This is a genomic window from Psychrobacillus sp. FSL H8-0484, assembly GCF_038005325.1.
In the GTDB taxonomy this organism is placed as follows: domain Bacteria; phylum Bacillota; class Bacilli; order Bacillales_A; family Planococcaceae; genus Psychrobacillus.
Genome location: NZ_JBBOSZ010000001.1, coordinates 1192011 through 1217166, shown reverse-complemented (window position 1 = coordinate 1217166; position 25156 = coordinate 1192011). Strand labels below are relative to the sequence as shown.

General features: G+C 37.0%; 24 protein-coding genes and 1 other annotated feature. Of the genes, 2 read left to right on the top strand and 22 right to left on the bottom strand.

All coding sequences use genetic code 11. From position 1 onward, the window contains the following. Window positions 1–144: 144 nt before the first annotated feature. Window positions 145–1230, top strand: a complete 1086-nt coding sequence (locus tag MHH81_RS05550) for a CotH kinase family protein (RefSeq protein ID WP_340918852.1) — start codon at window positions 145–147, stop codon at window positions 1228–1230. 54 nt (window positions 1231–1284) lie between these two features. After that, complete coding sequence (locus tag MHH81_RS05545; protein WP_340918849.1) at window positions 1285–1662, top strand: SET domain-containing protein; 378 nt, start codon at window positions 1285–1287, stop codon at window positions 1660–1662. Between the two features lie 624 nt (window positions 1663–2286). Here the strand turns inward: MHH81_RS05545 and pyrE are convergent. The 22 genes from pyrE to MHH81_RS05435 form a co-directional block, all read right to left on the bottom strand. Further along, entirely contained in the window at window positions 2287–2919 is a 633-nt protein-coding gene (gene pyrE, locus MHH81_RS05540; protein WP_340918846.1) for an orotate phosphoribosyltransferase, read from the bottom strand. Continuing rightward, the gene (pyrF, locus tag MHH81_RS05535) at window positions 2916–3626 is read right to left on the bottom strand and encodes an orotidine-5'-phosphate decarboxylase (RefSeq protein WP_340918843.1); all 711 of its coding nucleotides are present in this window, start codon (window positions 3624–3626) and stop codon (window positions 2916–2918) included. Before pyrF ends, pyrE begins: the two co-directional genes overlap by 4 nt. Beyond that, window positions 3623–4537, bottom strand: coding sequence for a dihydroorotate dehydrogenase (locus tag MHH81_RS05530; RefSeq protein ID WP_340918841.1), 915 nt, complete (start codon window positions 4535–4537; stop codon window positions 3623–3625). Before MHH81_RS05530 ends, pyrF begins: the two co-directional genes overlap by 4 nt. Then, on the bottom strand, window positions 4534–5310 hold the full coding sequence (locus MHH81_RS05525) for a dihydroorotate dehydrogenase electron transfer subunit (RefSeq protein WP_340918839.1): 777 nt from the start codon (window positions 5308–5310) through the stop codon (window positions 4534–4536). The genes MHH81_RS05530 and MHH81_RS05525 overlap by 4 nt, the downstream gene beginning before the upstream one ends. After that, window positions 5307–8504, bottom strand: a complete 3198-nt coding sequence (gene carB, locus MHH81_RS05520) for a carbamoyl-phosphate synthase large subunit (RefSeq protein ID WP_340918837.1) — start codon at window positions 8502–8504, stop codon at window positions 5307–5309. Before carB ends, MHH81_RS05525 begins: the two co-directional genes overlap by 4 nt. After that, window positions 8497–9597: a carbamoyl phosphate synthase small subunit gene (locus MHH81_RS05515; protein ID WP_340918835.1), complete on the bottom strand. Its 1101-nt coding sequence runs from the start codon at window positions 9595–9597 to the stop codon at window positions 8497–8499. Before MHH81_RS05515 ends, carB begins: the two co-directional genes overlap by 8 nt. After that, entirely contained in the window at window positions 9594–10874 is a 1281-nt protein-coding gene (locus tag MHH81_RS05510; RefSeq protein WP_340918833.1) for a dihydroorotase, read from the bottom strand. The genes MHH81_RS05515 and MHH81_RS05510 overlap by 4 nt, the downstream gene beginning before the upstream one ends. A gap of 1 nt (window position 10875) precedes the next feature. Next, window positions 10876–11754: an aspartate carbamoyltransferase catalytic subunit gene (locus tag MHH81_RS05505; protein ID WP_340918832.1), complete on the bottom strand. Its 879-nt coding sequence runs from the start codon at window positions 11752–11754 to the stop codon at window positions 10876–10878. Between the two features lie 148 nt (window positions 11755–11902). Further along, complete coding sequence (locus MHH81_RS05500; RefSeq protein ID WP_340918830.1) at window positions 11903–13204, bottom strand: solute carrier family 23 protein; 1302 nt, start codon at window positions 13202–13204, stop codon at window positions 11903–11905. Between the two features lie 28 nt (window positions 13205–13232). Next, window positions 13233–13775, bottom strand: a complete 543-nt coding sequence (pyrR, locus tag MHH81_RS05495) for a bifunctional pyr operon transcriptional regulator/uracil phosphoribosyltransferase PyrR (protein ID WP_340918828.1) — start codon at window positions 13773–13775, stop codon at window positions 13233–13235. Window positions 13776–13989: 214 nt separating this feature from the next. After that, the gene (locus MHH81_RS05490) at window positions 13990–14916 is read right to left on the bottom strand and encodes an RluA family pseudouridine synthase (RefSeq protein WP_340918827.1); all 927 of its coding nucleotides are present in this window, start codon (window positions 14914–14916) and stop codon (window positions 13990–13992) included. After that, the gene (gene lspA / locus MHH81_RS05485) at window positions 14916–15392 is read right to left on the bottom strand and encodes a signal peptidase II (RefSeq protein ID WP_340918824.1); all 477 of its coding nucleotides are present in this window, start codon (window positions 15390–15392) and stop codon (window positions 14916–14918) included. Before lspA ends, MHH81_RS05490 begins: the two co-directional genes overlap by 1 nt. A gap of 177 nt (window positions 15393–15569) precedes the next feature. After that, entirely contained in the window at window positions 15570–18332 is a 2763-nt protein-coding gene (gene ileS / locus MHH81_RS05480; protein WP_340918821.1) for an isoleucine--tRNA ligase, read from the bottom strand. Window positions 18333–18597: 265 nt separating this feature from the next. Then, window positions 18598–18832 (bottom strand) — a binding site (T-box leader). A gap of 52 nt (window positions 18833–18884) precedes the next feature. Next, on the bottom strand, window positions 18885–19394 hold the full coding sequence (locus MHH81_RS05475; protein WP_340918819.1) for a DivIVA domain-containing protein: 510 nt from the start codon (window positions 19392–19394) through the stop codon (window positions 18885–18887). A gap of 96 nt (window positions 19395–19490) precedes the next feature. Next, window positions 19491–20279, bottom strand: coding sequence for a YlmH family RNA-binding protein (locus MHH81_RS05470; RefSeq protein ID WP_340918816.1), 789 nt, complete (start codon window positions 20277–20279; stop codon window positions 19491–19493). Window positions 20280–20460: 181 nt separating this feature from the next. Next, window positions 20461–20721, bottom strand: a complete 261-nt coding sequence (locus MHH81_RS05465; RefSeq protein ID WP_340918813.1) for a YggT family protein — start codon at window positions 20719–20721, stop codon at window positions 20461–20463. Window positions 20722–20739: 18 nt separating this feature from the next. Continuing rightward, the gene (locus MHH81_RS05460) at window positions 20740–21219 is read right to left on the bottom strand and encodes a cell division protein SepF (RefSeq protein ID WP_340918811.1); all 480 of its coding nucleotides are present in this window, start codon (window positions 21217–21219) and stop codon (window positions 20740–20742) included. Further along, complete coding sequence (locus tag MHH81_RS05455) at window positions 21216–21908, bottom strand: YggS family pyridoxal phosphate-dependent enzyme (RefSeq protein ID WP_340918808.1); 693 nt, start codon at window positions 21906–21908, stop codon at window positions 21216–21218. The genes MHH81_RS05460 and MHH81_RS05455 overlap by 4 nt, the downstream gene beginning before the upstream one ends. Before the next feature lie 76 nt (window positions 21909–21984). Beyond that, window positions 21985–22224, bottom strand: a complete 240-nt coding sequence (locus tag MHH81_RS05450; RefSeq protein WP_340918806.1) for a PRC-barrel domain-containing protein — start codon at window positions 22222–22224, stop codon at window positions 21985–21987. 106 nt (window positions 22225–22330) lie between these two features. Further along, complete coding sequence (sigG, locus tag MHH81_RS05445; RefSeq protein WP_340918805.1) at window positions 22331–23113, bottom strand: RNA polymerase sporulation sigma factor SigG; 783 nt, start codon at window positions 23111–23113, stop codon at window positions 22331–22333. A 90-nt stretch (window positions 23114–23203) separates the two neighbouring features. Beyond that, window positions 23204–23911 carry an RNA polymerase sporulation sigma factor SigE gene (gene sigE / locus MHH81_RS05440; protein ID WP_340918801.1) on the bottom strand — a complete coding sequence of 236 codons (708 nt, stop codon included), beginning with the start codon at window positions 23909–23911 and terminating at the stop codon, window positions 23204–23206. Then, window positions 23911–24753: a sigma-E processing peptidase SpoIIGA gene (locus tag MHH81_RS05435; RefSeq protein WP_340918799.1), complete on the bottom strand. Its 843-nt coding sequence runs from the start codon at window positions 24751–24753 to the stop codon at window positions 23911–23913. The genes sigE and MHH81_RS05435 overlap by 1 nt, the downstream gene beginning before the upstream one ends. Window positions 24754–25156 lie beyond the last annotated feature (403 nt).

The window sequence follows — 25156 nt, the reverse complement described above, 5'->3', positions numbered from 1 at the left end:
TTTGCATACTGATACTTAACCCCTTAACTGACAACTAACATAGCCCTTGTTCAAAAGCCATGTACTAAGGCTATGTTAGTTGTCAGCTATAGTTCTAATATATAAATATATTAACCTATAAAATAATATCAAGGAGGTGAATATATGTCATATCAGATTCCATCTTATTTCTTAATGATCGAGGAAGAAGACCTAAATCATTTAAGAAAGAACTTAAATAGTGATGAATCTGTTCCAAGCAAATTAAAAGTAGAAGACATTATCCAGGATATTCAAATTGCCTATCGTGGTGCTTATACACGAAAGTTTCGAAAAAGATCCTATGTGATTGATTTTGATGATCCTGAAAAGTTATTTGGGGTTCGTAAGATTCATCTCAATGCGGAGTATAGAGACCCTTCACTTGTTCGTAACAAACTTTCTCTTGACTTCTTTCAAGATCTCGGTGTTTTATCACCCGATAGTCAACATATAAATTTTTACCGAAACGACACTTTCAAAGGTGTATATTTACAATTAGAGTCTGTAGATGATTTGTTTTTGAAAAAAAGGGGGCTTCCTGTTGGTCCCATTTATTATGCCACCAACAATGATGCAAACTTTTCTTTTACGAGAGACGAGAAGCCAAAAGAATCGTTAATGGACGGCTATTTCCAAGCATCTGGAAAACCTTCCGACGATATCTTTCTTCATGAATTGATTACTACCATTAATACTACCACTCAATCTAATTTCTTCGATGAAATCTCTCAACTTCTTAATATGGAGAATTATTTGCTTTGGTTAGTTGGCGCAGTTTGTACAATGAATAATGATGGGTTTACTCACAACTATGCCCTGTATCGCAATAGTGATACTGGCTTATTCGAAAAGCTTCCTTGGGATTATGATGCAACTTGGGGAAGAAAAGTTAGTGGTGGTATCATGGAGCATACTTACGTCCCTATTGAAGGAAAAAAAGGAAATCACCTTTTAAATCTTCTCTTTCAAATTCCAGAATTCCGAAAGCGTTACAAAGAAATGTTGGAAGAAATCCTTGAAACCAAATTTACTGTTAAATATTTAGAGGATAAAGTATTTTCCCTACATCAAATAGTACGTCCTCACATTCTTCTCGATCCCTACAAAAAAAAGAAGATTGATATTTTTGATGATGAACCAGAATTAATCTTTCAATTCATTCGAAATCGCAACGAATATTTAAAAGAACAATTAAGGAATTTTGACTAAATAATAGCTTATTAATAGCCTTAGCTACTTAAATAGCGGAAAGGAGTTCATGCTTTGGGTCCCATATGTATTAAAGAAACTGGTAAGTATGGTAGAGGGTTATTTGCTACACGAGATATTAAAAAGGATGAACTGATTGAGGTATCACCTGTTATAATATCACCTAAAAAAGAATGGAAGTATTTGAAAAAGACTATACTTTTTAATTACTGCTTTTATTGGGGGAAACGTAACGATACAGCCATCGCACTAGGATATGGAGCCCTATTTAATCATTCCTACTCTCCTAATGTAAATTTTGATAATAATAAAGATAATTTATCAATCGACTTTTATGCAATTGAAGATATATTGGCAGGTGAAGAATTAACAATAAATTATAATGGTGACCCCAAAGATAGGTCAGAATTATGGTTTAAAGTAATGGAGTAACTGACAGCAATGTAAACTAATTGTTTAATAACGTATTACCATAATTCAAACAAGCATGAACTTCCATATATCCCCCCCTCCCATCATCCACGAATAAAAAAATAGGAAGAACGTACCGAGAGTGTCCAACGGGTTCTTCCTCTATCAATCTAACAATTAATTTTACTCTCTATTAGTTGAGTTAATTACATAAATAGTACTTTGTCATTAAAATACAAGTATAGTTGATTTCCGCTATAGGCGGACGCTTTCCGCGGGGTGAGCGATAAGCCATCACCGCCACTACGCGTCGTTTGTGATGTCTTATCTGTCTCACTCATCCCGCTGGAGTCGCCGCCTGCCGCTTCAATCAACGAGTTTCCTTTAGTATTGTTTGTGTTTTTTTATGTAAATTGGAATTATGAAATTGATTCAGTTTACTCATAAATAGGCCTTTCACTCTCAAATAAAAGATAGGCAACATTTATCTGTGAAACTTTATCTTCTAGGATATGCTTTATGTTTTCCAAGTCATTTTGTACATATTCAGAATGGTATCTAGTACTTTTGTGCAAAGAGAATTACAAAATAACAAGAGCCACTCAAAAAGACGCTTTCCAACTGATTGGAAAGCGTCTTTTCTGTTTATTTTAGTAAGCCTTGTTTTAAATCATCATGCCATTTTGAAAGCATTGGTAAATCTGTTTCTGCTATCTTACCTGCTTCACGAGCAGCGTTTGTTAGAGCATCATAATTTGTCAAACTCACAAATGAAATTCCTTCTTCTTTGAAAGCTTCTTCTGCTTTTGGTAAACCGTATGTAAAAATACTTACAACTCCAAGAACTTCTAAACCTTCTTTTCGAAGCGCCTCTACTGCAACTAAGCTACTCCCTCCAGTAGAGATTAAATCTTCAATAACCACTACTTTTTGCCCAGCAACTACTTTACCTTCAATTTGATTGCCACGACCATGCTCTTTCGCTTTCGAACGAACATACATCATTGGAAGTTCAAGTACATCACTTACCCATGCAGCATGTGGTATACCCGCAGTTGCTGTTCCCGCTACTGCTTCTGTTCCTGGAAAGTTTTGTTGGATTGCTTCTGCTAATCCTTTTGCAATTTCTTTGCGAATTGCAGGAGATGACATCGTAATTCGGTTATCACAATAGATTGGAGATTTAATTCCGGAAGCCCATGTGAAAAGATCGTTTGGTTTTAACTCCACTGCTCCCACCTGAAGCAATGCTTTTGCAATTTTATTTTCTAAAGTCATGCGTTTTCCTCCCACATTTTTAATATTGTGTCATATGCTTGTACCGGGTTTTCAGCTTTTGTAATCGCACGTCCCACAACAATATGAGATGAGCCTAGGATTCTCGCATTTGCTGGAGTAGCGACACGTACTTGATCATGTGCTTCTCCTTCTGCTAAACGAATTCCTGGCGTTACACGTAAGAATTCAGCTCCACATGCTTCTACAATTTTTTTTGCTTCAAGAACGGAACAAACTACACCATCTAAGCTTGCTTGTTTTGCTAGTTTTGCATAGTGAACGACTGATTCATCAATCGTCGTTTGAATTAATTGTTCTACTTGCATTTGCTTTTCAGAAGTTGACGTTAACTGAGTTACTGCGATGATGGAAGGTCTTTTATTCCCAGCAGTTGTTCCTGCTTCTAGTCCTTCACGCGCTGCAATCATCATAGCCTCACCGCCAGCAGCGTGAACATTGACTAAGTCGGCCCCAAGTCGAGCTAACCCCTTCATTGCTTGTCCAACTGTATTCGGAATATCATGGAGCTTTAAATCAAGAAATACGTCATGTCCCATTTCTTTCAACTTATTTACGATTGAAGGGCCTTCTTGTAAATAAAGCTCCATTCCTACTTTTACAAATAGTGATTGCTCAAAAGGAGTTAAAAATTGATATGCATCTTCTGCTGAAGCAAAGTCTAATGCAATAATTGGACTGTTTTTCATAATCGATGACTCCTTCCAACTAATTCAGTAATCGTTTCAAAGCCAAGTTCATCCAATTTTTCTGGAAGTTGATCAATCAAGTTTGGACATACAAATGGATCTACAAAATTTGCCGTTCCTACAGCAACTGCACTTGCACCTGCTGATAAGAAATCGATCACATCATCCATTGTAGAGATACCACCCATTCCGATAATCGGAATAGACACTTGTTTCGCCACATCATACACCATGCGCAGTGCCACTGGTTTAATAGCTGGACCTGATAATCCACCAGTTACGTTTGCGATAACTGGTCGTCCAGTTTTCGTATCTAATCGCATACCAAGTAGTGTATTAATCATCGTAATCCCGTCTGCTCCACCTGCTTCTACTGCTCTTGCAATTTCTCCTACATCTGTAACATTAGGAGATAACTTTACATAGACAGGAACAGAGGATACTGCTTTCACAGCTCTTGTTAATTCTTCTGCTACGAGGGGATCTGTTCCAAATGTGATACCACCTTGTTTCACATTTGGACAAGAGATATTCAACTCCAGTGCATGTACATTTGGTGCTTTTGAAATAGCTTCTGCAACAGCTACATAATCTTCTGTAATATATCCCGCTACATTTGCGATAATTGGTACATCAAATTGCTCGAGCCATGGAAGTTCATTTTCCATCACTTTTGTTAAGCCTGGATTTTGTAATCCAATTGCATTTAACATCCCAGCAGGTGTTTCTGCTACACGTGGAGTTGGATTCCCAAGTCTAGTTTCAGGAGTTGTTGCTTTAATCATAATTGCGCCCAGCTTGGATAAATCATATAGTTGGGCATATTCTTTCCCAAATCCAAAGCAACCGGAAGCTGGCATAATTGGGTTTTTCAATGAAAGGCCTGGTAATTCGACCGCTAATCTATTCATACTCGAATCACTCCTGACTGGAACACTGGTCCATCTGAACATACTTTCACATAATCAGCTTCTGTTTTTTCTGTTGTTTCACAAACGCACGCAAAGCAAGCACCTATTCCACAGCCCATTCGTTGTTCAAACGATAAATATCCTTCTTTTTCAGGATACATTTTTTCAAGTGCCGCAAGCATCGGTGTTGGACCACAGCTATAATATACTGCGAAATCATCCGCTAATGTTTCTAGCACATTTGTGACAAAACCTTTATGTCCATAGCTTCCGTCTGCTGTCACGATATACGTTTCGCCAAGCTCTTGAAATTGTTTTTCGTAAAAAACAACATCTTCGGACTGAAATCCAAGTACATGAATTGGCTGTATACCTTTTTCCACAAGTCTTTTGGAAAGTTCGTAAAGTGGTGGTACACCAATTCCTCCACCAACTAGTAATGCTTTTTGTCCTGCTTCCACTTTATCGATTGGAAAACCGTTCCCAAGAGGTCCAAGTACATCTACTTGGTCCCCTTGTTTTTTTTCAGAAAGAAGCGTTGTTCCTCTTCCTTCTGCACGGTAAATCATCGTGAATTCTAATGTTTCTTTATCTATAGATGCAATACTAATAGGTCTTCTTAAGAGTGGTTCCATTTGGTCAGACACACGTAAATGAACAAATTGGCCTGGCTGTTTCATGTCATTTACGAGCTGCCCTATCAATGTTAATTCAAAAATGTTCGTCGCAATTTGTTTTTGTTTTACGACGCTCATTTGCTCTTGTCGAATCATGCACGAACCTCCTGATGTTTCATTGTTTCTGTTGAGAAAGTCATGGACTCAATTACTCGGAGCATTGCTTCTGCTGTATCTAGAGAAGTTAAGCATGGTATACCATTTTCAACTGATTCTCTTCGAATACGGAAGCCATCGCTTTCTGGCTGCATTCCTTTTGTTAGAGTATTAATAACAAATTGTGCATCCCCTTTTTGAATAACATCTAACAATGTCGTTCCTTTTGAACCGATTTTGTCTACGATATCTACTGGGATACCTGCTTTTTGAATTACTTGAGCTGTTCCTTGTGTAGCAATAATACGGAAGCCAATATTATAAAAACGTTTCGCAATCTCCGTTGCTTCTTCTTTATCTTTATCAGAAATCGTCATTAAGACAGATCCATGATCTTTAATTTCCATACCTGCAGCAACTAAGCCTTTATATAATGCTTTTTCTAAAGTAATGTCTTTCCCCATTACTTCCCCGGTTGACTTCATCTCAGGTCCAAGCGTAATGTCCACTCGGCGAAGTTTCGCAAAACTGAATACGGGAACTTTTACGTAAACTCCCGGGCTATTTGGAGCAAGTCCTGGTGTGTACCCTTGCTCTACAATCGATTGTCCTAGAATTGCTTTTGTAGCAATGTTCGCCATTGGAATCGATGTAATTTTACTTAAAAATGGTACTGTACGGCTTGAACGTGGATTTACTTCAATTACAAATACTTCATCTTTAGAGATAACGTATTGAATGTTCATTAATCCTACAATTTTCAATCCTTTTGCAAGACGAGTAGTGTAATCCACAAGTGTATCAATATGTTTCTGTGCTAATTTTTGTGGTGGATACACAGCAATTGAGTCACCAGAGTGAACTCCAGCGCGTTCGATATGTTCCATAATTCCAGGAATTAATACATTTTCACCATCACAAATTGCATCTACTTCAATTTCTGTTCCTGTTAAATAACGATCGATTAACACTGGTTTTTCCGGACTTGCTTCAACAGCGTTCTCCATATAATGTTTAATCTCATCTTCGTTATAGACGATTTGCATTGCACGACCACCAAGTACGTAAGATGGTCTTACTAATACTGGATAACCGATTTCATTGGCAATAACAACTGCTTCATCAACAGATACTGCTGTTTTTCCAAGTGGCTGAGGAATATCGATTTCATGTAATGCAGCTTCGAATTTGTTACGATTTTCTGCACGGTCGATATCTTCTAGTGTGGTACCTAGAATTTTTACTCCTCTTTCTTCGAGTCCTGCAGCAAGATTAATCGCCGTTTGTCCACCGAATTGTACAACTACTCCCTTTGGCTGCTCCAAATCTACAATATGCATCACATCTTCAAGTGTTAATGGCTCGAAGTATAATTTATCTGAGATAGAGAAATCAGTTGAAACTGTTTCAGGGTTATTATTGATAATAATCGCTTCATATCCTGCTTCTTTGATTGCCCATACAGAATGTACGGTTGCATAGTCAAATTCTACTCCTTGTCCAATGCGGATCGGGCCAGAACCTAGCACAATAACACTTTCTTTGTCTGTACGAATGGATTCGTTCTCTTCTTCATACGTTCCATAGAAGTATGGAGTTTCTGATTCGAACTCTCCTGCACAAGTATCGACCATTTTATAAACAGGTACAATTCCTTGCTCTTTCTTGAAATTGTAAACGTCAATTTCTTTTACGTTCCAATATTTTGCGATTGTTTTATCCGCAAAGCCCATACGTTTTGCTTTGTATAATACTTCTTTATCAAATGGATTTCCTTGGATGATTTCTTCGTATTTCACGATGTTTTGTAATTTATTTAAGAAGAATAAATCAATTTGACTCCACTCGTGAATTTGCTCTATCGTAACACCTCTTCTAAGTGCTTCTCCGATGAAGAATAGTCGCTCATCTCCAGCACGACGAATGCGTTTTTCAATCCACTCATCTGTAAGAGACTCACTGTTTTTCATTTCGATATGGAAGTGTCCTGTTTCTAGTGAACGAACCGATTTTAGAATTGCTTCTTCAAATGTACGTCCTAGAGACATTACCTCACCAGTTGCTTTCATTTGTGTGCCAAGATTACGTTTAGCAGATTCAAATTTATCAAATGGCCATCTTGGAATTTTTGCAACAATATAGTCTAATGCTGGTTCAAAGCATGCGTAAGTTTTCTCTGTTACCGGGTTCATCATTTCGTCCAAAGTTAATCCTACAGCAATTTTCGCAGCAAGTTTCGCAATTGGGTAACCAGTTGCTTTTGACGCAAGTGCTGATGAGCGACTTACGCGTGGATTTACTTCGATAATATAGTAGTTGAAACTATGTGGATCAAGTGCTAGTTGTACGTTACATCCACCTTCAATTTTTAGCGCACGAATAATTTTCAAGGATACATTACGAAGCATTTGATTTTCACGGTCCGATAATGTTTGCGTAGGAGCAACTACGATGGAATCTCCTGTATGAATTCCCACTGCATCTACGTTTTCCATATTACATACGACGATTGCATTGTCAGAAGAGTCACGCATTACTTCATACTCAATTTCTTTGTAACCAGCGATCGATTTTTCTAGGAGACATTGTGTTACTGGGCTGTACTTCAATCCGCTAGTTACGATTTCAAGCAAGTCTGCATCATTGTGACAAATACCGCCACCAGTTCCGCCTAGTGTAAACGCTGGACGCACGATTACAGGATATCCAATGCGCTCTACGAATGCTTTTGCTTCATCTAAGTTATGGATAATATCACTTTCTGGAACTGGTTCATTTAATTCATTCATCAATGTACGGAATAAATCACGGTCTTCTGCTTTATGAATCGCTTCTAGCTTCGTACCTAATATTTCAATTCCAAGTTCATCTAAAATTCCTGATTTATCTAGTTCAATCGCCATGTTCAATCCTGTTTGCCCACCTAATGTAGGGAGAATCGCATCTGGACGTTCTTTACGAATGATTTTGCTTACGAATGGTAATGTGATTGGTTCGATATATACTTTATCTGCTATTTCGGTGTCTGTCATGATTGTCGCTGGGTTCGAGTTCACAAGAATTACACGGTAGCCTTCTTCTCTTAATGAAATACAAGCTTGTGTACCAGCATAGTCAAACTCAGCTGCTTGTCCAATAACGATTGGGCCAGATCCGATTACTAATATTGTTTCTATATCTTTACGTTTAGGCATGTGAATTCTCCTTTTTGCTTTCAGCATTCATTAGTTCGATAAATTGATCAAATAAGTGAGTAGAATCCTCTGGACCACATGATCCTTCTGGATGGAACTGAACAGAGTACACTGGGAATTTTTTATGTCTTACCCCTTCAACCGTGCCATCATTTAATGCCACATGTGTAATTTCTAAATCTGTATGTGCGATGGAATCTGCATCGATTGCAAAACCATGATTTTGTGAAGTAAGCTCTGTTCGTCCTGTTGTTAAGTCTTTTACTGGATGATTTCCACCGCGGTGACCGAACTTCAATTTGAAAGACGTTGCACCACTTGCAAGAGAGATAAGTTGGTGTCCTAGACATACTCCGAAAATCGGCACTTGTCCGATAATTCCTTTTACCATTTCAATTGCTACAGGAATATCAGTTGGATCCCCAGGACCGTTTGACAACATCACTCCATCTGGATGCATTCCTAGAATGTCTTTTGCAGATGTGTTATAAGGAACAACGATGATGTCGCAATCACGTTTATTTAATTCTCTTAAAATGCCATGTTTCATACCAAAGTCAACAAGTACTACACGTTTCCCACGGCCTGGACTTGGATATGGGCGAGTGATGGATACTTGCTCTACTTCGTTTCTTGGAATTTCTGTAGTTTTCAATGTTTCCACTATTTCTTCCACGTTCACTTCTTCTCCAGCTTTTGTTAGCTGACCTTTTAAAGATCCATATTTACGAATAATACGCGTTAACTTTCTTGTATCAATTCCTTCAATCCCTGGAACATTTTTTGCTTCTAAAAATTCACTTAATGTAACCGTACTTCTGAAATTAGAAGGTTGTTCTGCAAGCTCTCTTACAACTACTCCTGTAAGACCTACCTCTATTGCTTCAAAATCATCTGGATTCACGCCATAATTACCAATCATCGGATACGTGAAAGTTAATATCTGTCCACAGTTGGAAGGATCTGAAATGGACTCTTGGTAGCCTGTCATTGCTGTTGTGAATATTACTTCTCCAACAGTTCCTTCCTCACTTCCAAATGCATTCCCTTTAAATACAGTACCGTCTTCTAATATTAAATATCTCGTTTTCATGCTTTTTCCTCCTGCCATACGATTTCTCCGTTATAAATAGTAACTTGTGGCCAACCTGTGCAAACCCATCCATTGAATGGTGTATTTTTTCCTTTAGATAAAAATGCCTCTTTATCAATAGCTTGTTCTTTTTCTAAGTCGATTAATACTAAATCCGCTGGAGCGCCTTCTTTAAGCTTTCCAAATTCAAATCCGAAAACATCCGCTGGTTTATTTGTTAAATAATCTAGGAGTTGTTTTATTGTCCATTCCCCATTTTTAACGAAATGTGTATATAAAAGTGGGAATGCAGTTTCCAGTCCGACAATTCCGAATGGAGCTTTTTCAAAGCCGTTTGCCTTTTCTTCATCCGTATGTGGAGCATGATCCGTTGCAATCAAATCTAATGTTCCATCCAATAAACCTTCGCGTAATGCCATCATATCGTCCTTCCCTCTTAAAGGAGGATTCATTTTCCAAACAGCATCATTCGCAGGAATATCGTCTTCACAAAGTAATAAATGATGTGGGCTTACCTCCGCAGTAACGTGCACACCAGCTTTTTTTGCATCTCTAATGACTCTTACTGATTCTTTTGTGCTCACATGACATACATGATAATGAGCGCCTGCTGCTTCTGCTAGTAATATATCCCTTGCTATATGTACTGATTCTGATACAGAAGGGATTCCTTTTAAGCCTAGCTCTTCGTTGCGTTTCCCTTTATGCATAACACCACCGTAGATCAGCGTATTGTCTTCACAGTGTGCGACAACTGGAATGTTAAATTTCGCTGCTTCCTCCATTGCTTCTAGCATCGTTCCAGCAGCTTGAACACCAACACCGTCATCTGTTAGAGCAAATGCTCCAAGTTTTTTTAATGCTTCAATATCCGTTCTTTCTTTCCCAGCCTGGCGAATCGTAATCGAAGCATAAGGTAACACACGAACAAGTGCTTTTTTCTCTATTAAATCTAATACGTGCGTGAAGTTTTCGGCTGTATCTGGTACTGGTCTTGTATTTGGCATGGCACAGATTGTTGTGTATCCGCCTTTAGCAGCAGACTTGGTTCCCGTTTCAATCGTTTCTTTTTGTTCGCCACCTGGCTCACGTAAATGGACATGTACATCGATAAAGCCTGGAGAAAGAAGCATTCCTTTTCCTTCTATTACTTGTGCATTATCAGCTGTGACGCTTGATCCGATTTTAGCTATTTTTCCTTCTTGAATTAAAACGGAGGTAGTTTCAAAATCTCCTTCATTGTTAACTATTTGAACGTTTTGAATAATTTTTGTCATGTTATTCTCTCCCTTTCAAAATTATTTCAATGATTGCCATGCGAATATAAACGCCATTTTCCATTTGCTTAAAAATTCTTGACCGGTCACACTCTACTAATTCACTTGCAATTTCTACATCTCGATTAAATGGAGCTGGATGCATGATAATTGCTTTATCTTTCATTTTGCGTTCTCTTTCGACTGTTAAGCCAAATGCTTGATGGTAGTCTTCCTTAGAGAATGTCATGTTGCTGTCATGTCTTTCATGTTGAACACGCAGCATCATGACCACATCGCTAGATTCAATGACTTTATCAAATTCATTAAAAGTATCAAATTCTCCTTGCCACTCTGGCGGGCAAACAAGATGGACGGTTGCACCAAGTCTCGTTAATGCATCTGCATTGGATCTTGCTACTCGACTATGTGCAATATCTCCAACTATTGTAACTACTATGTCTTGTAATGTGCCGAACTCTTGCCAAATTGTATAGATATCAAGGAGACTTTGTGTTGGATGATTTCCAGTTCCATCTCCTCCATTTATAATAGCTGGTTTTACTTTCCCAACTAATTGCTCAAAGAAACTATTTTCTTCATGTCTTATAACTAACGCATCTAAACCAATCGCTTCTAACACCTTCACTGTGTCATAAAGTGTTTCACCTTTTAATGTACTCGAAAAACCTGCTTCAAAAGGTATTACTCCTACTTGTAAGTTTCTTTCAGCCATTTCGAAACTCATTTTTGTTCGAGTGCTTGGCTCAAAAAACAGATTAGCCATTGTATAACTGTTTTTCACTGTAGAATGGGCGCCTTCACGAAACGCTTGTGCTTGTTTTAATATAGCCATTATTTGATCAACAGATAGATCTTTCATTGATACTAAATTTTTCATGAAATTCCCCTCTTTCTTATAAAAAAACCTCCTCGAAGACTCGAGAAGGTTCGTTTAAGTACAGATCAGTAGAAAGACTTTATATAAAGTCCCTACTCATCTATCCGAACCCTTTGCTGACTCTCTGTCCAGCTATTTAAAAGGTTATTTATTTAGTTGAATCCATACCGGAAGTTTCAGCTTCTTTTCTCCCGGGTAGGACTAGATTTAAGACAACACCGATGATTGCTGCTAAAGCCATTCCTTCTATACTTAGTGATTCTGTCACGATGAATTTTGCTCCACCGATTCCAATTACTAAGATTACGGATGCGATAACAAGATTTCGGCTATTTCCAAAGTCTACTTTCGCCTCCACTAACATGCGTAAACCGCTTGAAGCAATGATACCGAATAATAGAATGGAAACTCCTCCAAGAACCGCCGTTGGAATAGTTGTAAGAAGAGCCATTGCTTTACCGAAAAATGATAGTAAGATGGCAATCACTGCTGCACCCATGATGACATAGATACTGTAAACACGTGTAATTGCTAGAACTCCGATGTTTTCACCATATGTCGTTTTCGGAGGACCACCGATGAATGCACTGACAAATGTTCCTAAACCATCACCTAATAATGAGCGGTGTAAGCCCGGAGTTTTAATATAATCGCGGTCTACTACTTTACCAAGAACAAGTTGATGACCAATATGCTCTGAAATCGTTACAATGACGATTGGCACCATCACAAGTAGAATTTTAGATGTCACTTCGAATTCATAATGTACACCGGGAATTAAAAACTCCGGCAAAGCAAACATGTTTGCTTCTTTGATAGGAGTAAAGTCAACAATTCCGATTATCATGGAATAAATATAGCCGACTACCAATCCGATTAAGATCGGCATCGTGCTTAAAATATTTTTGAAATAGATCGTACAGAAGATTGCTGTAAATAATGTAACCAATGCTGCTGAGAAATGTAAGAAACTATATTCTTTTAAATCTGTACCTTCAATCGGAATATTCATCGCCATATCAACTGCAACTCCTGAAAGACCTAACCCAATAACCATTATTACTGGACCAACAACGATAGCAGGTAACAATTTCATGATCCATTTATAACCACTTTTCCAAATAACGAGTGACACAATACCATACACTAAACCTACAAACATCGCACCTATCATTGCATTACCAGGGCTTTCACCATAATTAGTTGCAATAAGAATCGGTGTAATAAAGGCGAATGATGAACCTAAATAAGCTGGTACTTGGAATCTCGTTACTAATAAAAAGATTATTGTAGCAATTCCACTTGTAAGTAAAGCAATCGCAGGGCTTAATCCAACTAACTGCGGTACTAAAATCGTTGATCCGAACATCGCGAACATATGCTGAAAACTTAACGTAATCAATTGCCCTCCTGTTGGCTTTTCATTTACATCTAATATCGCATTTGACATGAAGGTCCCCACCTTTTTATCTAGATTATTATTCAAAAATTGTTACAGCATCTATATCATCTGTTTCTGTAACTTTTACTACAATTCGTTCACTACTTGATGTAGGAATATTTTTTCCAACATAATCCGCTCGAATAGGTAGCTCTCGATGTCCTCGATCTATTAATACTGCCAATTGAATTTGCGCAGGTCTTCCTAAATCCATTACCGCGTCCATTGCTGCTCGAACCGTTCTACCTGTATACAAAACGTCATCTACCAAGATTACTTTTTTGTCTGTTACATCATGTGTAATATCTACTTGCTGAACTAACGGCTCATTTGATTCATTTTTTAAGGATAAGTCATCTCTGTATAATGTAATATCGAGTTCACCTGTTTTTATTGCTTTTCCTTCAATTCGTTCAATTCTATCTGCCAATCTCTTTGCTAAGAAAGCTCCCCTAGTTTTAATTCCCACTAATATACACTCATCAATACCTTTATTTCGTTCGATAATTTCATGTGCAATTCGTGTAAGTGCTCGGTTTATTGATTGTTCGTCTAATATACTTGCTTTTTCTACCGTCATTTTGACTTCCTCCTTCCGGAAATATAAAAAACCTCTTGAGCTAGAGATGCCCAAGAGGTTGTATGTGTGTATTAAATAGGGTGAACCCTAAAAATCCGCGGATTAATAGTGAGTCACTTTCACATGTACCTTCTCAGCCTCTCTGGACTGTTATTAAAGGTGATACTATTCAAATGTGTCTGCTGATTTACTTTTCTTCAATCAGTATAATACACTAGTCTTCATTAATCAATGATTGTTTTTTTAAATCTTGTATCAGATTTGTGAAGTCCTCTGGAAGTGGAGAAGAAAACTCTAAGTACTCACCAGTTTTCGGTTGAATAAATCCTAATACTCCCGCATGTAGAACTTGGCCATCAAAGTTGATTGTTTTCTTCGGACCGTATTTCGGATCTCCAGCTAAAGGATAACCAATATACTTCATGTGGACGCGAATTTGATGTGTTCTTCCTGTTTCAAGCTGACACTCCACTAACGTAAACTTATTGAATCGTTCCAATACACGGAAATGAGTCACTGCATGTTTTCCATTATCAACAACTGCCATGCTTTGTCGTTCTTTTTTATCCCGACCAATAGGAGCGTCAATTGTTCCTTTATCATGTGCAATATGCCCATGTACAAGCGCTGTATATTTACGAGTTACTGTTTTCTTCACCAGTTGATCGACTAAAGATACATGTGCAACATCATTTTTTGCGACCATTAATAGTCCGGTTGTATCTTTATCAATACGATGAACGATTCCAGGACGTAAAACTCCATTTATGCCTGATAAGTCTTTTATTTGATACATTAACCCATTTACAAGTGTCCCGCTCGTGTGACCAGGTGCAGGATGAACAACCATTCCACGTGGTTTGTACACTACCACTACATCCTCGTCCTCATAAACGATGTCTAAATTCAAGTTTTCAGCAACGATGTCTAGTGGAATTGCTTCAGGAGGAGATACAACAATAACGTCTCCTGCTTTCACTTTATAGTTCGTTTTAGGTGCTTCATTATTCACTAACACATATCCATCTTTTATAAAGTTTTGGATTTGTGTGCGTGACCATTCCGTCTCAAATGTAGCAATTGCTTTGTCAATTCTCTCTTTTTCTTGTTCTTTTTCTATTACAAATGTTAACTCTTCCATTACTTCACCTTTTTCTTTTCTGCTCGTTCTTCTTGTAGTATGAATAATATAATGAATACTACTCCTATTGTTAATGCCGCATCTGCAATATTAAAAATAGGAAAATCATAGTTTATAATTGGTATTAAAACATCCACAAAATCAACTACTTCTTTTCTCCAAAGTCGATCGATAAAATTCCCTAATGCTCCACCTAATAGCATCATTAAACCTACTTGAAACAATGGTTTACCATTAGCTTCTTTATGAAAATAATAAATAATCCCAATGATTACAATAATCGTGATGATCGTAAACAAACCCATTCGTCCTTGTAGCATTCCCCATGCAGCTCCGCGATTTCTATGCGAAAGGAGTGCAAAATAAGGATCCCAAAGAATGATACTTTCACCTAGCGTCATATTTTTAACAACAAGCCATTTTGTCCATTGATCTAAAGCAATGACAAACGCTGCAAGTCCGTAAAATTTCCACACATTAATTCCTCCGATAATGAAATTCTCCACTTTTTACTGATATGGAAAATTTCCGCTGAATGAATTTAAACAATCTTAACTAGTTTACCATAAAAGTATGCTATTCGTAAAAGAGCATATAGATTAAATGTATATAAAAAAATGTGGTCCTACTTGTTTAGGACCACATTCACTTTATTAAATATAATTATTTTCTACAACATCCGCACATCGAGTACATAATGTTGCATGTTTTTCATCTGAGCCGACTGTTTCAGAAATTGTCCAGCAGCGTTCACATTTCTCGCCATCTGCTTTTTCCACTAACACAGAAGCATGCTCCAGTACTAAGCTATTTGCTGGTGCTTCCGATTGAGCTCCACCTAATACAAACTTAGAAACGATGAATAATTGAGCAAAATCAATCGCATCTGTTTCAAATAATGATTTATAATCGTCATTTACATACAAAGTAACTTTTGCTTCCAGAGATTTACCGATTGTTTTAGCATTACGTGCTTCTTCTAACGCTTTTAATACATCATCACGTAATTCGATAATTTTCGTCCACTTTGGAGCTAGTGCTTCAAACGCTGGATATTCTACCGCTTCCGGCATATCTGTTAATTGTACGCTATCTTCTGTTTCATGCTCTAGATAAGCCCAAAGCTCATCTGTTGTATGTGGCAAGATAGGTGTCATTAATTTCAATAAAGCAAGAAGTGTGTCATACATAACTGTTTGCATTGCACGACGATCTTTATGATCTGCTCCATAAATATACACAACATCTTTTGCAACATCTAAATAGAATGAGCTCAATTCACCAGCAACGAAGTTATTTACTGCATGATAAACACTCGCAAAATCATAGCGCTCATAAGCAGCTCTTACTGTTTTAATAACCTCTTGCAGCTTCATGTACATATATTGATCTACTTCGCGAAGATCTTTAAATTCTACACGATCATTTACTGGGTGGAAATCACTAATATTCCCATGTAGGAAACGGAAAGTATTACGGATTTTACGATAAACTTCTGTTACTTGTTTAATAATAGCATCGGATACACGTACATCTGCCGTGTAATCAACAGAAGCAACCCATAAACGAAGAATGTCTGCACCAAGTTGATTCATCACTTTAGAAGGAACAATTACATTCCCTAGTGATTTACTCATTTTACGGCCATTACCATCTAAAATAAATCCATGACTTAAAAGTCCTTTGTAAGGTGCATGACCAAACATTGCAGTACTAGTAATTAATGAAGAGTTAAACCAACCACGATATTGGTCAGAGCCTTCTAAATACAAGTCAGCTGGGAAAACTAAATCGTCACGTTCTTCTAACACACCTTGATGTGAAGAACCAGAGTCAAACCATACGTCCATGATATCTGTTTCTTTCGTAAAGATACCATTTGGACTGTTAGGATGTGTAAATCCTTCTGGTAATAAATCTTTCGCTTCTCTTTGGAACCAAATATTTGAACCATGTTCACGGAATAATTTTGATACATGTGAAATTGTCTCTTCGGTAAGAATTGGTTCACCATCTTCTGCATAAAACACAGGAATTGGAACACCCCATACACGTTGACGAGAAATACACCAGTCTCCACGGTCACGAATCATATTGAATAGACGAGTTTCACCCCAAGCAGGTGTAAAATTTGTATCTCGAATAGCTTGTAATAATTCATCTCTAAATGCTTCAATTGAAGCAAACCACTGGGCAGTTGCACGGTAAATTACTGGTTTTTTTGTACGCCAGTCATGTGGATACGAGTGTGTAAAGAAAGTAAGTTTTTCAAGGGCTCCCGCTTCTTCTAAAGCTTCTGTAATAGCTTTATTGGCAGTATCATAAAATAAACCTTCAAATCCTGGTGCTTCTGCTGTCAATACACCACGATCATCCACTGGACATAAAACATCTAATCCATAAGCTTTACCTACGTAGAAATCGTCTTCCCCGTGCCCTGGAGCAGTATGAACACATCCTGTACCAGACTCCGTAGTTACGTGTTCTCCAAGAATTACTAGTGAATCACGATCGTAAAGTGGATGTTTGGCAACAAGTCGGTCCATCTCTTTACCATCTAGCGTACGTTCAATTGCGTATTCTTCCCAACCAAGTTCAGTTGAAACAGATTCCACTAATTCTTTTGCTACAACATACTTAGAACCTTTTGCACTTACAACTGCATATTCCACTGTAGGATGTAGCGCTATTCCTAAGTTCGCTGGAATTGTCCAAGGAGTTGTAGTCCAGATGATGAATTTCGTTCCCTCTTCTAGCACACCTTTTCCTTCTGTCACTGCGAAACTTACATAAATAGAAGGTGATTTTTTGTCTTGGTATTCAATTTCTGCTTCTGCTAATGCAGACTCACTTGATGGAGACCAGTAAACTGGCTTTAGCCCTTTATAAATATAGCCTTTTTTCGCCATTGCACCGAATACTTCGATTTGTCTTGATTCAAATTCTGGAGTAAGTGTTACATATGGATTTTCCCAATCACCGCGAACTCCTAAACGTTTAAATTGAGAGCGTTGGTTATTAATTTGTTCATAAGCATATTCTTCACATAGCTGTCTGAATTCTGCTAATGTCATTTCTTTACGTTTTACACCCTTGTTTGTTAGTGCTTGTTCAATTGGTAAACCATGTGTATCCCAACCTGGAACATACGGTGCATGAAACCCTGTCATGGATTTATGACGAACAATCATGTCCTTTAATACTTTGTTTAAAGCATGACCAATATGAATATCACCATTTGCGTATGGAGGACCATCATGTAATACGAAGAAAGGACGATCTGCTGTTCTTTCTTGTACTTTTTTATAAATATCTTGCTCCGCCCATTTTGCTTGAATATCTAATTCTTTTACTGGTAAATTCCCTCGCATTGGGAAATCCGTTTTTGGCATTAATAATGTGTCTTTGTACTCCATCTTTCTTCCTCCTTATTTGAATCAAATTCGCCCTGGCGTATTTGCTACCTGCGCAAAGCTTGTCGCAGAAAACAGTGCGTCCAGATTTTGAATTGTGCTCTTGTCTGCATAATGCAGGTCAGTTAGTCGTTGTCGCATGGATGCGACGAAATTGGGATAACATCTTTTAACTCTTCTCAAAATTTGTGACATACGACGGAGGCATTTATTTTACTCAATAGGTGTTTTGGCCCTACTGAATAAAATAAAAAAACCCCTCATCCCAAAAAGGGACGAGAAGTTAATGCTCGCGGTACCACCCTACTTGCGATTTTAATAAAAATCGCCGCTTAGTATGCCATAACGGGGCATATTCCGAAGACACTTACTATTAAATAAGGATAAAGTTCAGTGTCTTTGCTCCAAAGTGATATTCTAAAAAAGATTTATTGCTTGAGCTCTCACCATCCTCAAGTCGCTTAATCGAAATCTAATATAGACGTCTTTATCTTCGCATGTTTATTTGATATGCAATTATTATAGGAAAACTAAGCCAAACAGTCAAGAAATGTATTAATCCTCTGTTGCAGATATACGTTCTATTGCTGCTGTATCTGCATCATACTCCATTAAATGATTCCAATCGTCTGTATTGATCAAGTCTAATTGTGCTTCTATGAGCATTTTAAAGCGATTACGGAATACTTTCGATTGCTTCTTCAAATCCTCAATCTCAAGTGCAATTCTTCTCGCCTTTGTAAGTGCTTCGTTAACAATTCGATCCGCATTTTTTTCTGCTTCTTTTACAATTAGTTTTGCTTCTTTTTGAGAATTGCGTCTAACTTCTTCTGCAGCTTCCTGGGCAACAACGATAGACTTATGTAAAGTCTCTTCAATTGATGTAAAATGTCCTACCTTTTCGCTTGAAGATTTCAGTCTAGTTTCCAGATCCTTTTTCTCTTTAATAAGGATTTCAAGGTCCTTCATAATTTGATCGAGGAATTCATTTACTTCATCTTCACTGTATCCTCTAAATCCTCTACTGAATTCCTTGTTATGTATATCAAGGGGTGTTAATGGCATCAATTTCATCTCCTTTAATGTACTATCATTCTTTTCCTCTATTATACATTTACCATAGAGTGAATACATCTAAAATTCTAATATATTGTAGATAAATTAATTTTTTTGCTCTAATCGACCTATTTGAAGTCGAATTTTATCTTTTTTTGTTCTACCTTCAATCATCATTAATTTAACTCTTCCTAACCCACGAATGGATAGTAAGTCTAATTCTTGTAATTCCATCGACGTTTGATCTTTCTCTACCCAATTCACTTTTACTTTACCACTTTGAATTAGAGAAGCTGATTTTTGACGAGAAATATTAAAAACGGATGAAATGACTGTATCTAACCTTAATGAACTGACAGTAAGACTTTCCGATGTCCATTCCTCCTGTTGTTGGAAATAGTTTAAAGGATCTTCCACTGTTTCTACTTGTACTTTCACTTTTCCTATTCCATTAAAGTTAGCTCGAACATACTCTAAAACTTCAGAAGCAACGACAAATTGAATGGCGCCATCCTCTACACGAATATCTCCGAATTTACTTCTATCCATGCCAAGTGACATCATCGAACCAAGAACATCTTTATGACGCAAAGTAACAAATTTCTTTGGATAATTAACTTCCACAACAGTTATCGCAAATTCATCATTAGTTGGGATAAAATAAGAAGGATACAAAAGTACTCTTTTTCTTTCTGCACCATCTAAAGCACCTTCTGCTGACGATTCGATACCATCATATTGTCTACGGATCGAATCGACGATAAATTGCTGTCTCGGATCCAAAAAATCTGTTAGCTTTGGAGCATATCGATCTTCAATTTCTCGCATCAAACTGACTACTTGTTCAATAAATGGCTGCTCTTCTTTTCTAAAATGCTGTAGCACATGTTCCATGTAAGTATTCCCTCTCAAATATAGTAAAAAACCCCACAACAGTGGAGTTTGAGGCTGTAGACAAAACCTTCATTCATAGGTGTCACTCCAAACTGCCCTGTAAACACATGTCAGTTGTGAAGAGGATTACAGCCTACCTTCGCACATTATGTGGGTCTAGTTTAGCCGACAATTTGAAGGTTTAAATGAATGAAGCTAGTGACCAAATACCTTTCATTGCAAGCTGTAAAACAAAAATTGCAACAATTGGTGAGATATCAATCATGCCAAGTGGTGGGATGATTTTTCGGAATGGCTCTAAATAAGGTTCACAAATTCTTCCTAAAAATTGACCGAACGTCGATTGCTGGATATTCGGTACCCATGACATCAATATATAAATAATTAATGCATACGTATATAAAGTTACTGCTTGACTTAACAAATATAATACAAAGCTCATAGTTAAACTACTCCTCAATCAATCTAGGTCGTTATAATAATAATCCGATATGGCGCCAGCTACTTCTACTGAGTCTGGTGCACAAAGGAAAATATCCGTCCCTATTCGTTGTATGTCTCCACCTAAAGCGTACACTGTTCCGCTTAAAAAGTCGATTATTCTTATTCCTTGCTCTTTATCAATACGTTGTAAATTGACAATAACTGCTTTTTTGCTTTTCAAGTGTTCGGAAATATCTTGAGCTTCTGCATACACACGTGGCTCGATTAAGATTACTTTGGAAGACTTTTGCATATTTTGAATACTCACAAGATTTGGTGAACTTGTTTCTTTGGTTGCTGTATTAAATTTACGCTCTTTTGATGAGGATTTTACTGGCTGTTGTCTTAATTGGTTTTCCACGTGTCTTTGTTGTTGAGATCTTGGTTGTTCTGCTTCGGTTGCTTCTTCATCTTCGTCTAAATAGAAGAAATTTTTTACCCAGTTTTTCATGCTCATAAAACCTCCTTCTTCTCTTTACCGACTAATGCTGTTCCAATTCTAACAAATGTAGCGCCTTCCTCAATAGCTATTTCATAGTCTCCAGACATGCCCATCGATAACTCATTGCATGGTGCGTATGGTAATTGCTTATCTGCAATTTTCACTTGTAACTCTTTTAATTTACGAAAGACATTTCGTATGACAGAATCATCTTCCGTATTTGGAGCCATCGTCATCAAACCAATGACACGTATACGTGAAAAGTTTTTTAACTCTTCGATAAAGGATTCTACTTCTTCAAAAGAAAGACCATGTTTTGATTCTTCATCTGCCACATTGACTTGCACAAAGCAATCTTTTATAGAGGTTGCTCTTTTTTCTATTTCTTCTGCTAAACTAATTCGATCTAATGAATGTAAATAATCCACTTCATTGATAACCGATTTAACTTTTCTCGTTTGTAAAGTACCTATGTAATGCCATTTAACATCGACTGAAATGGCATCTAATTTTTTCTTTAAACCTTCTGGTCTGTTTTCCCCAAGATGGTTTACACCAGTAAGAATAACTTCTTTCGTTCTATCCACGGAAACTTCTTTCGTTACTGCAATAATTGTAACATATTCCGCTTTTCTATTAGCTCGAATACAAGCATCTTCCATTTTTTGTTGAATAAGTATTAAATTTTGCTGCACATTTGTCATTTAAAAACCAACTTTTCATCAATTGTTTTTGTTTATTGTAACAATGAAAGCCCGTTTTATCAATGATGAAACATGCCTATTCTAAGTTTTTTGAAACAATAATAACATCTTTTCCAATTATCGCTATATTTTGAACGGCAATTTTTTTCGTTTCTCTTTTTTTATTAAATATGGATGGATAAGCTCCATTTGTTTCTACAATAAATGAAATAATATGTCCGCTATCTTTATCTATTTCTGCATCCACTATAAATCCTAATAATTGACCGCTATTTGCTTCTATAACCTCTTTTTGTTGTGCCTCTGAAAATTTCATACTTAACCCCCTTTTTATATTATATGAACGAAAAAGAAAAAAACGCTTTTTCTATGCAGAAAAAGCATTTTTTGTGTAGGCCTGACCATTAACGTAGACCAAGCTATTATTTTGGATTTAATTGATTTTGGATAGTGGAAAGTGCACTTTTTTCTAAACGGGATATTTGTGCCTGTGATAACCCTAGATCCATTGCTATTTCGGTTTGGGTAGCTCCGAAATAAATCCTTTTTGTCAAGATTTTCTTTTGCCTTGTATCTAACTTTTGAAAACTCTCTTTCACGGTAAAATAAGTAACCCATTGATCTTCTGACACATCATTGTCACATAATTGGTCCATCATATAGATAGCATCTCCCCCATCACTAAAAATAGGTTCTTGAAGAGAAACAGGGTCTTGAATGGCATCTAATGATAGCAATATGTCCTCAACTGGAATTTCTAAAATTTTCGATAAGTCTTCTAGTGTAGGCTCTTCTAAATGCTCATTTATATATTGTTCTTTTGCTTTCATGGCTTTATATGCAATATCTCTTAATGACCTCGAAACACGTACGGAATGATGGTCACGCAAATGTCTTTTTATTTCTCCAATGATCATAGGGACAGCATACGTAGAAAATCGAACGTTATGCTTTAAATCAAAATTCTCTATGGACTTAATAAGTCCTATACAACCAACCTGAAACAAATCATCGGCTTGTTCTCCTCGATAAGCAAACCGTTGAACTAGACTTAAAACTAATCTTAGATTACCCATTACTAATTCTTCTTTTACGGATTCTTCTCCTGCTTGAAACCGAATAAACATTTCTTTCATTTGTTCGTGGGAAAGTAAAGGAAGCTTAGATGTATCAATGCCGCATAATTCAACTTTTGTTCTCGTCATAGATCTTCCTCCGGACTTTTTAATTGTTCTAAGTCAGTTTGTCCGTGAGTTTGAAGTTTATTCGGAGCTAGCAGCATCCAATTTCACCCATTAAGCTATGGGTTCATTTAACAGCTCTTTTAAATCTAAAATTATTTTCTTTTCTAAACGAGATATATAAGACTGGGAAATTCCTAAATGATCAGCTACTTCTTTTTGAGTCATTTCTTCCTGTCCATTTAATCCAAAACGACATTGCATAATATACTTTTCCCGATTTCCAAGAAGATTAATCGCTTCAAATACATGCTGACGCTCTAATTTTTTTTCCACATCCTCAATGATTAAATCTTCACTAGTTCCTAATATATCGGATAAGAGCAGCTCATTTCCATCTGAATCTGAATTTAATGGTTCATCAAAGGAAACTTCCGATTTCATTCGGTTCGTTTTCCGCAAATGCATAAGTATTTCATTCTCAATACATCTAGATGCATATGTTGCAAGCTTAATACCTTTATCCAGATTAAAAGTCTCCACGGCCTTTATAAGTCCAATAGAACCAATACTAATCAAATCTTCGATATTTGTATTCGTTTGATCAAATCTCCTTGCAATATAAACGACCAGTCTTAAATTCCGCTCAATTAAAACGTCTCTTGCGTGTTCATTACCTTCCATAAAGGATAAAAGCATTTCTCGTTCTTCTTCTCTTGAGAGTGGCTTGGGTAGGGATTCATTGCCACCAATATAATGTACTCCCTTTCTCCTAAGAGAAAGAAACCAAAAATACACCCGGCGTAACAAGTTCAACAACATTATTTGACACTCCTTTTCTTTAAATAAAAGTACGAGGAACTATGCAAAATTCCATCTGCCCCATGTGGAAATTTATCTTTTACCCTAGTCATCACAATATAGCCTTTAGGCAATGCTAAATCGTTTACAATCCATTGCTCGTACTTAATACCAATAACCCATGCCTTTTCTTTTTGTATAGTAGAAATAGGTATTAAACGTAATTTACTAGCATATTCTTTTGGAAGTTTATCCAACCCTACATTTTTTTCAAATTCCCAATTGCTGATCGCTCGAAACAGAGATTCTGGAAGGACACCTTGTAGCACTTCAGCGGCTACAAAATGGACTGGAGCATTAGAAAGCGGTTCTTTACATTCATTTCCGGAGTCAATAAAAAGAGTTAACTCTTTAGTGTTTCCAAACAATGTGACATTAGATGAATATAGTAATTCTCTATCCGAATGTGCAATATTTAGATGCAGAACATGTTTCGTTAGCAAATATAATCCGCCCGTTGCAATTAACGCAAAATTTACGATCATAAATGTATTACTACTATTTGTATACATTGGGGCAATCGCTGTTAATAATCCACCAGCAAAAATACTTGCGAGTAACGTCAATGTTATTGCTTTGACAATTTGTGAACGTTTCTTCCAAAAAGCGATTCCGATCATGAGGAAGAAAGTAAAAAACAATGTCATAACATGATGTGAAAAAATTACTGTTACCACTCCAGCAGTAAAAGCAGAAAGTAGCAAATATCTTTTTTGGTTTTCAATCCAACCAATTCTGTTTGCAAATGCTAAAACGGTATAGTTGAAAAAAGTATTAGTTGCTATCATAACTTCCGCGTACATGGCTCTCCTCCTTTTGTCTAAATCTTAGCATCCCTTATGTAAGAAATTTGTCAAAAGAACGTTCCAAAACCACTTTTTTAAACGACAAAAAATTAATACAAAAAAAATAATATTCTAAATCTACTCATCCATCCGCGAGACTCCTGTGAAAAGGGAGCGGAGTTTCGGAGGGCACTGAAAATTGTCATTCTAATAAATTATCTACCAAATAGCCGCTAAGAGAATTTAGCGCTTTGGCATTCGCTTTCCGTGGGCGATCGACGAGCCTCCTCCTTCGCTACGCTTCGTGCGGGGTCTCGTCTGTCTCGCTTTCCCACAGGAGTCTCATGCGTCGCGCTAAATTCTCTTAAATTAAATACTGCAAATAGTTCCTAAAAAATACTTATTTCCAGATTTAAATTCG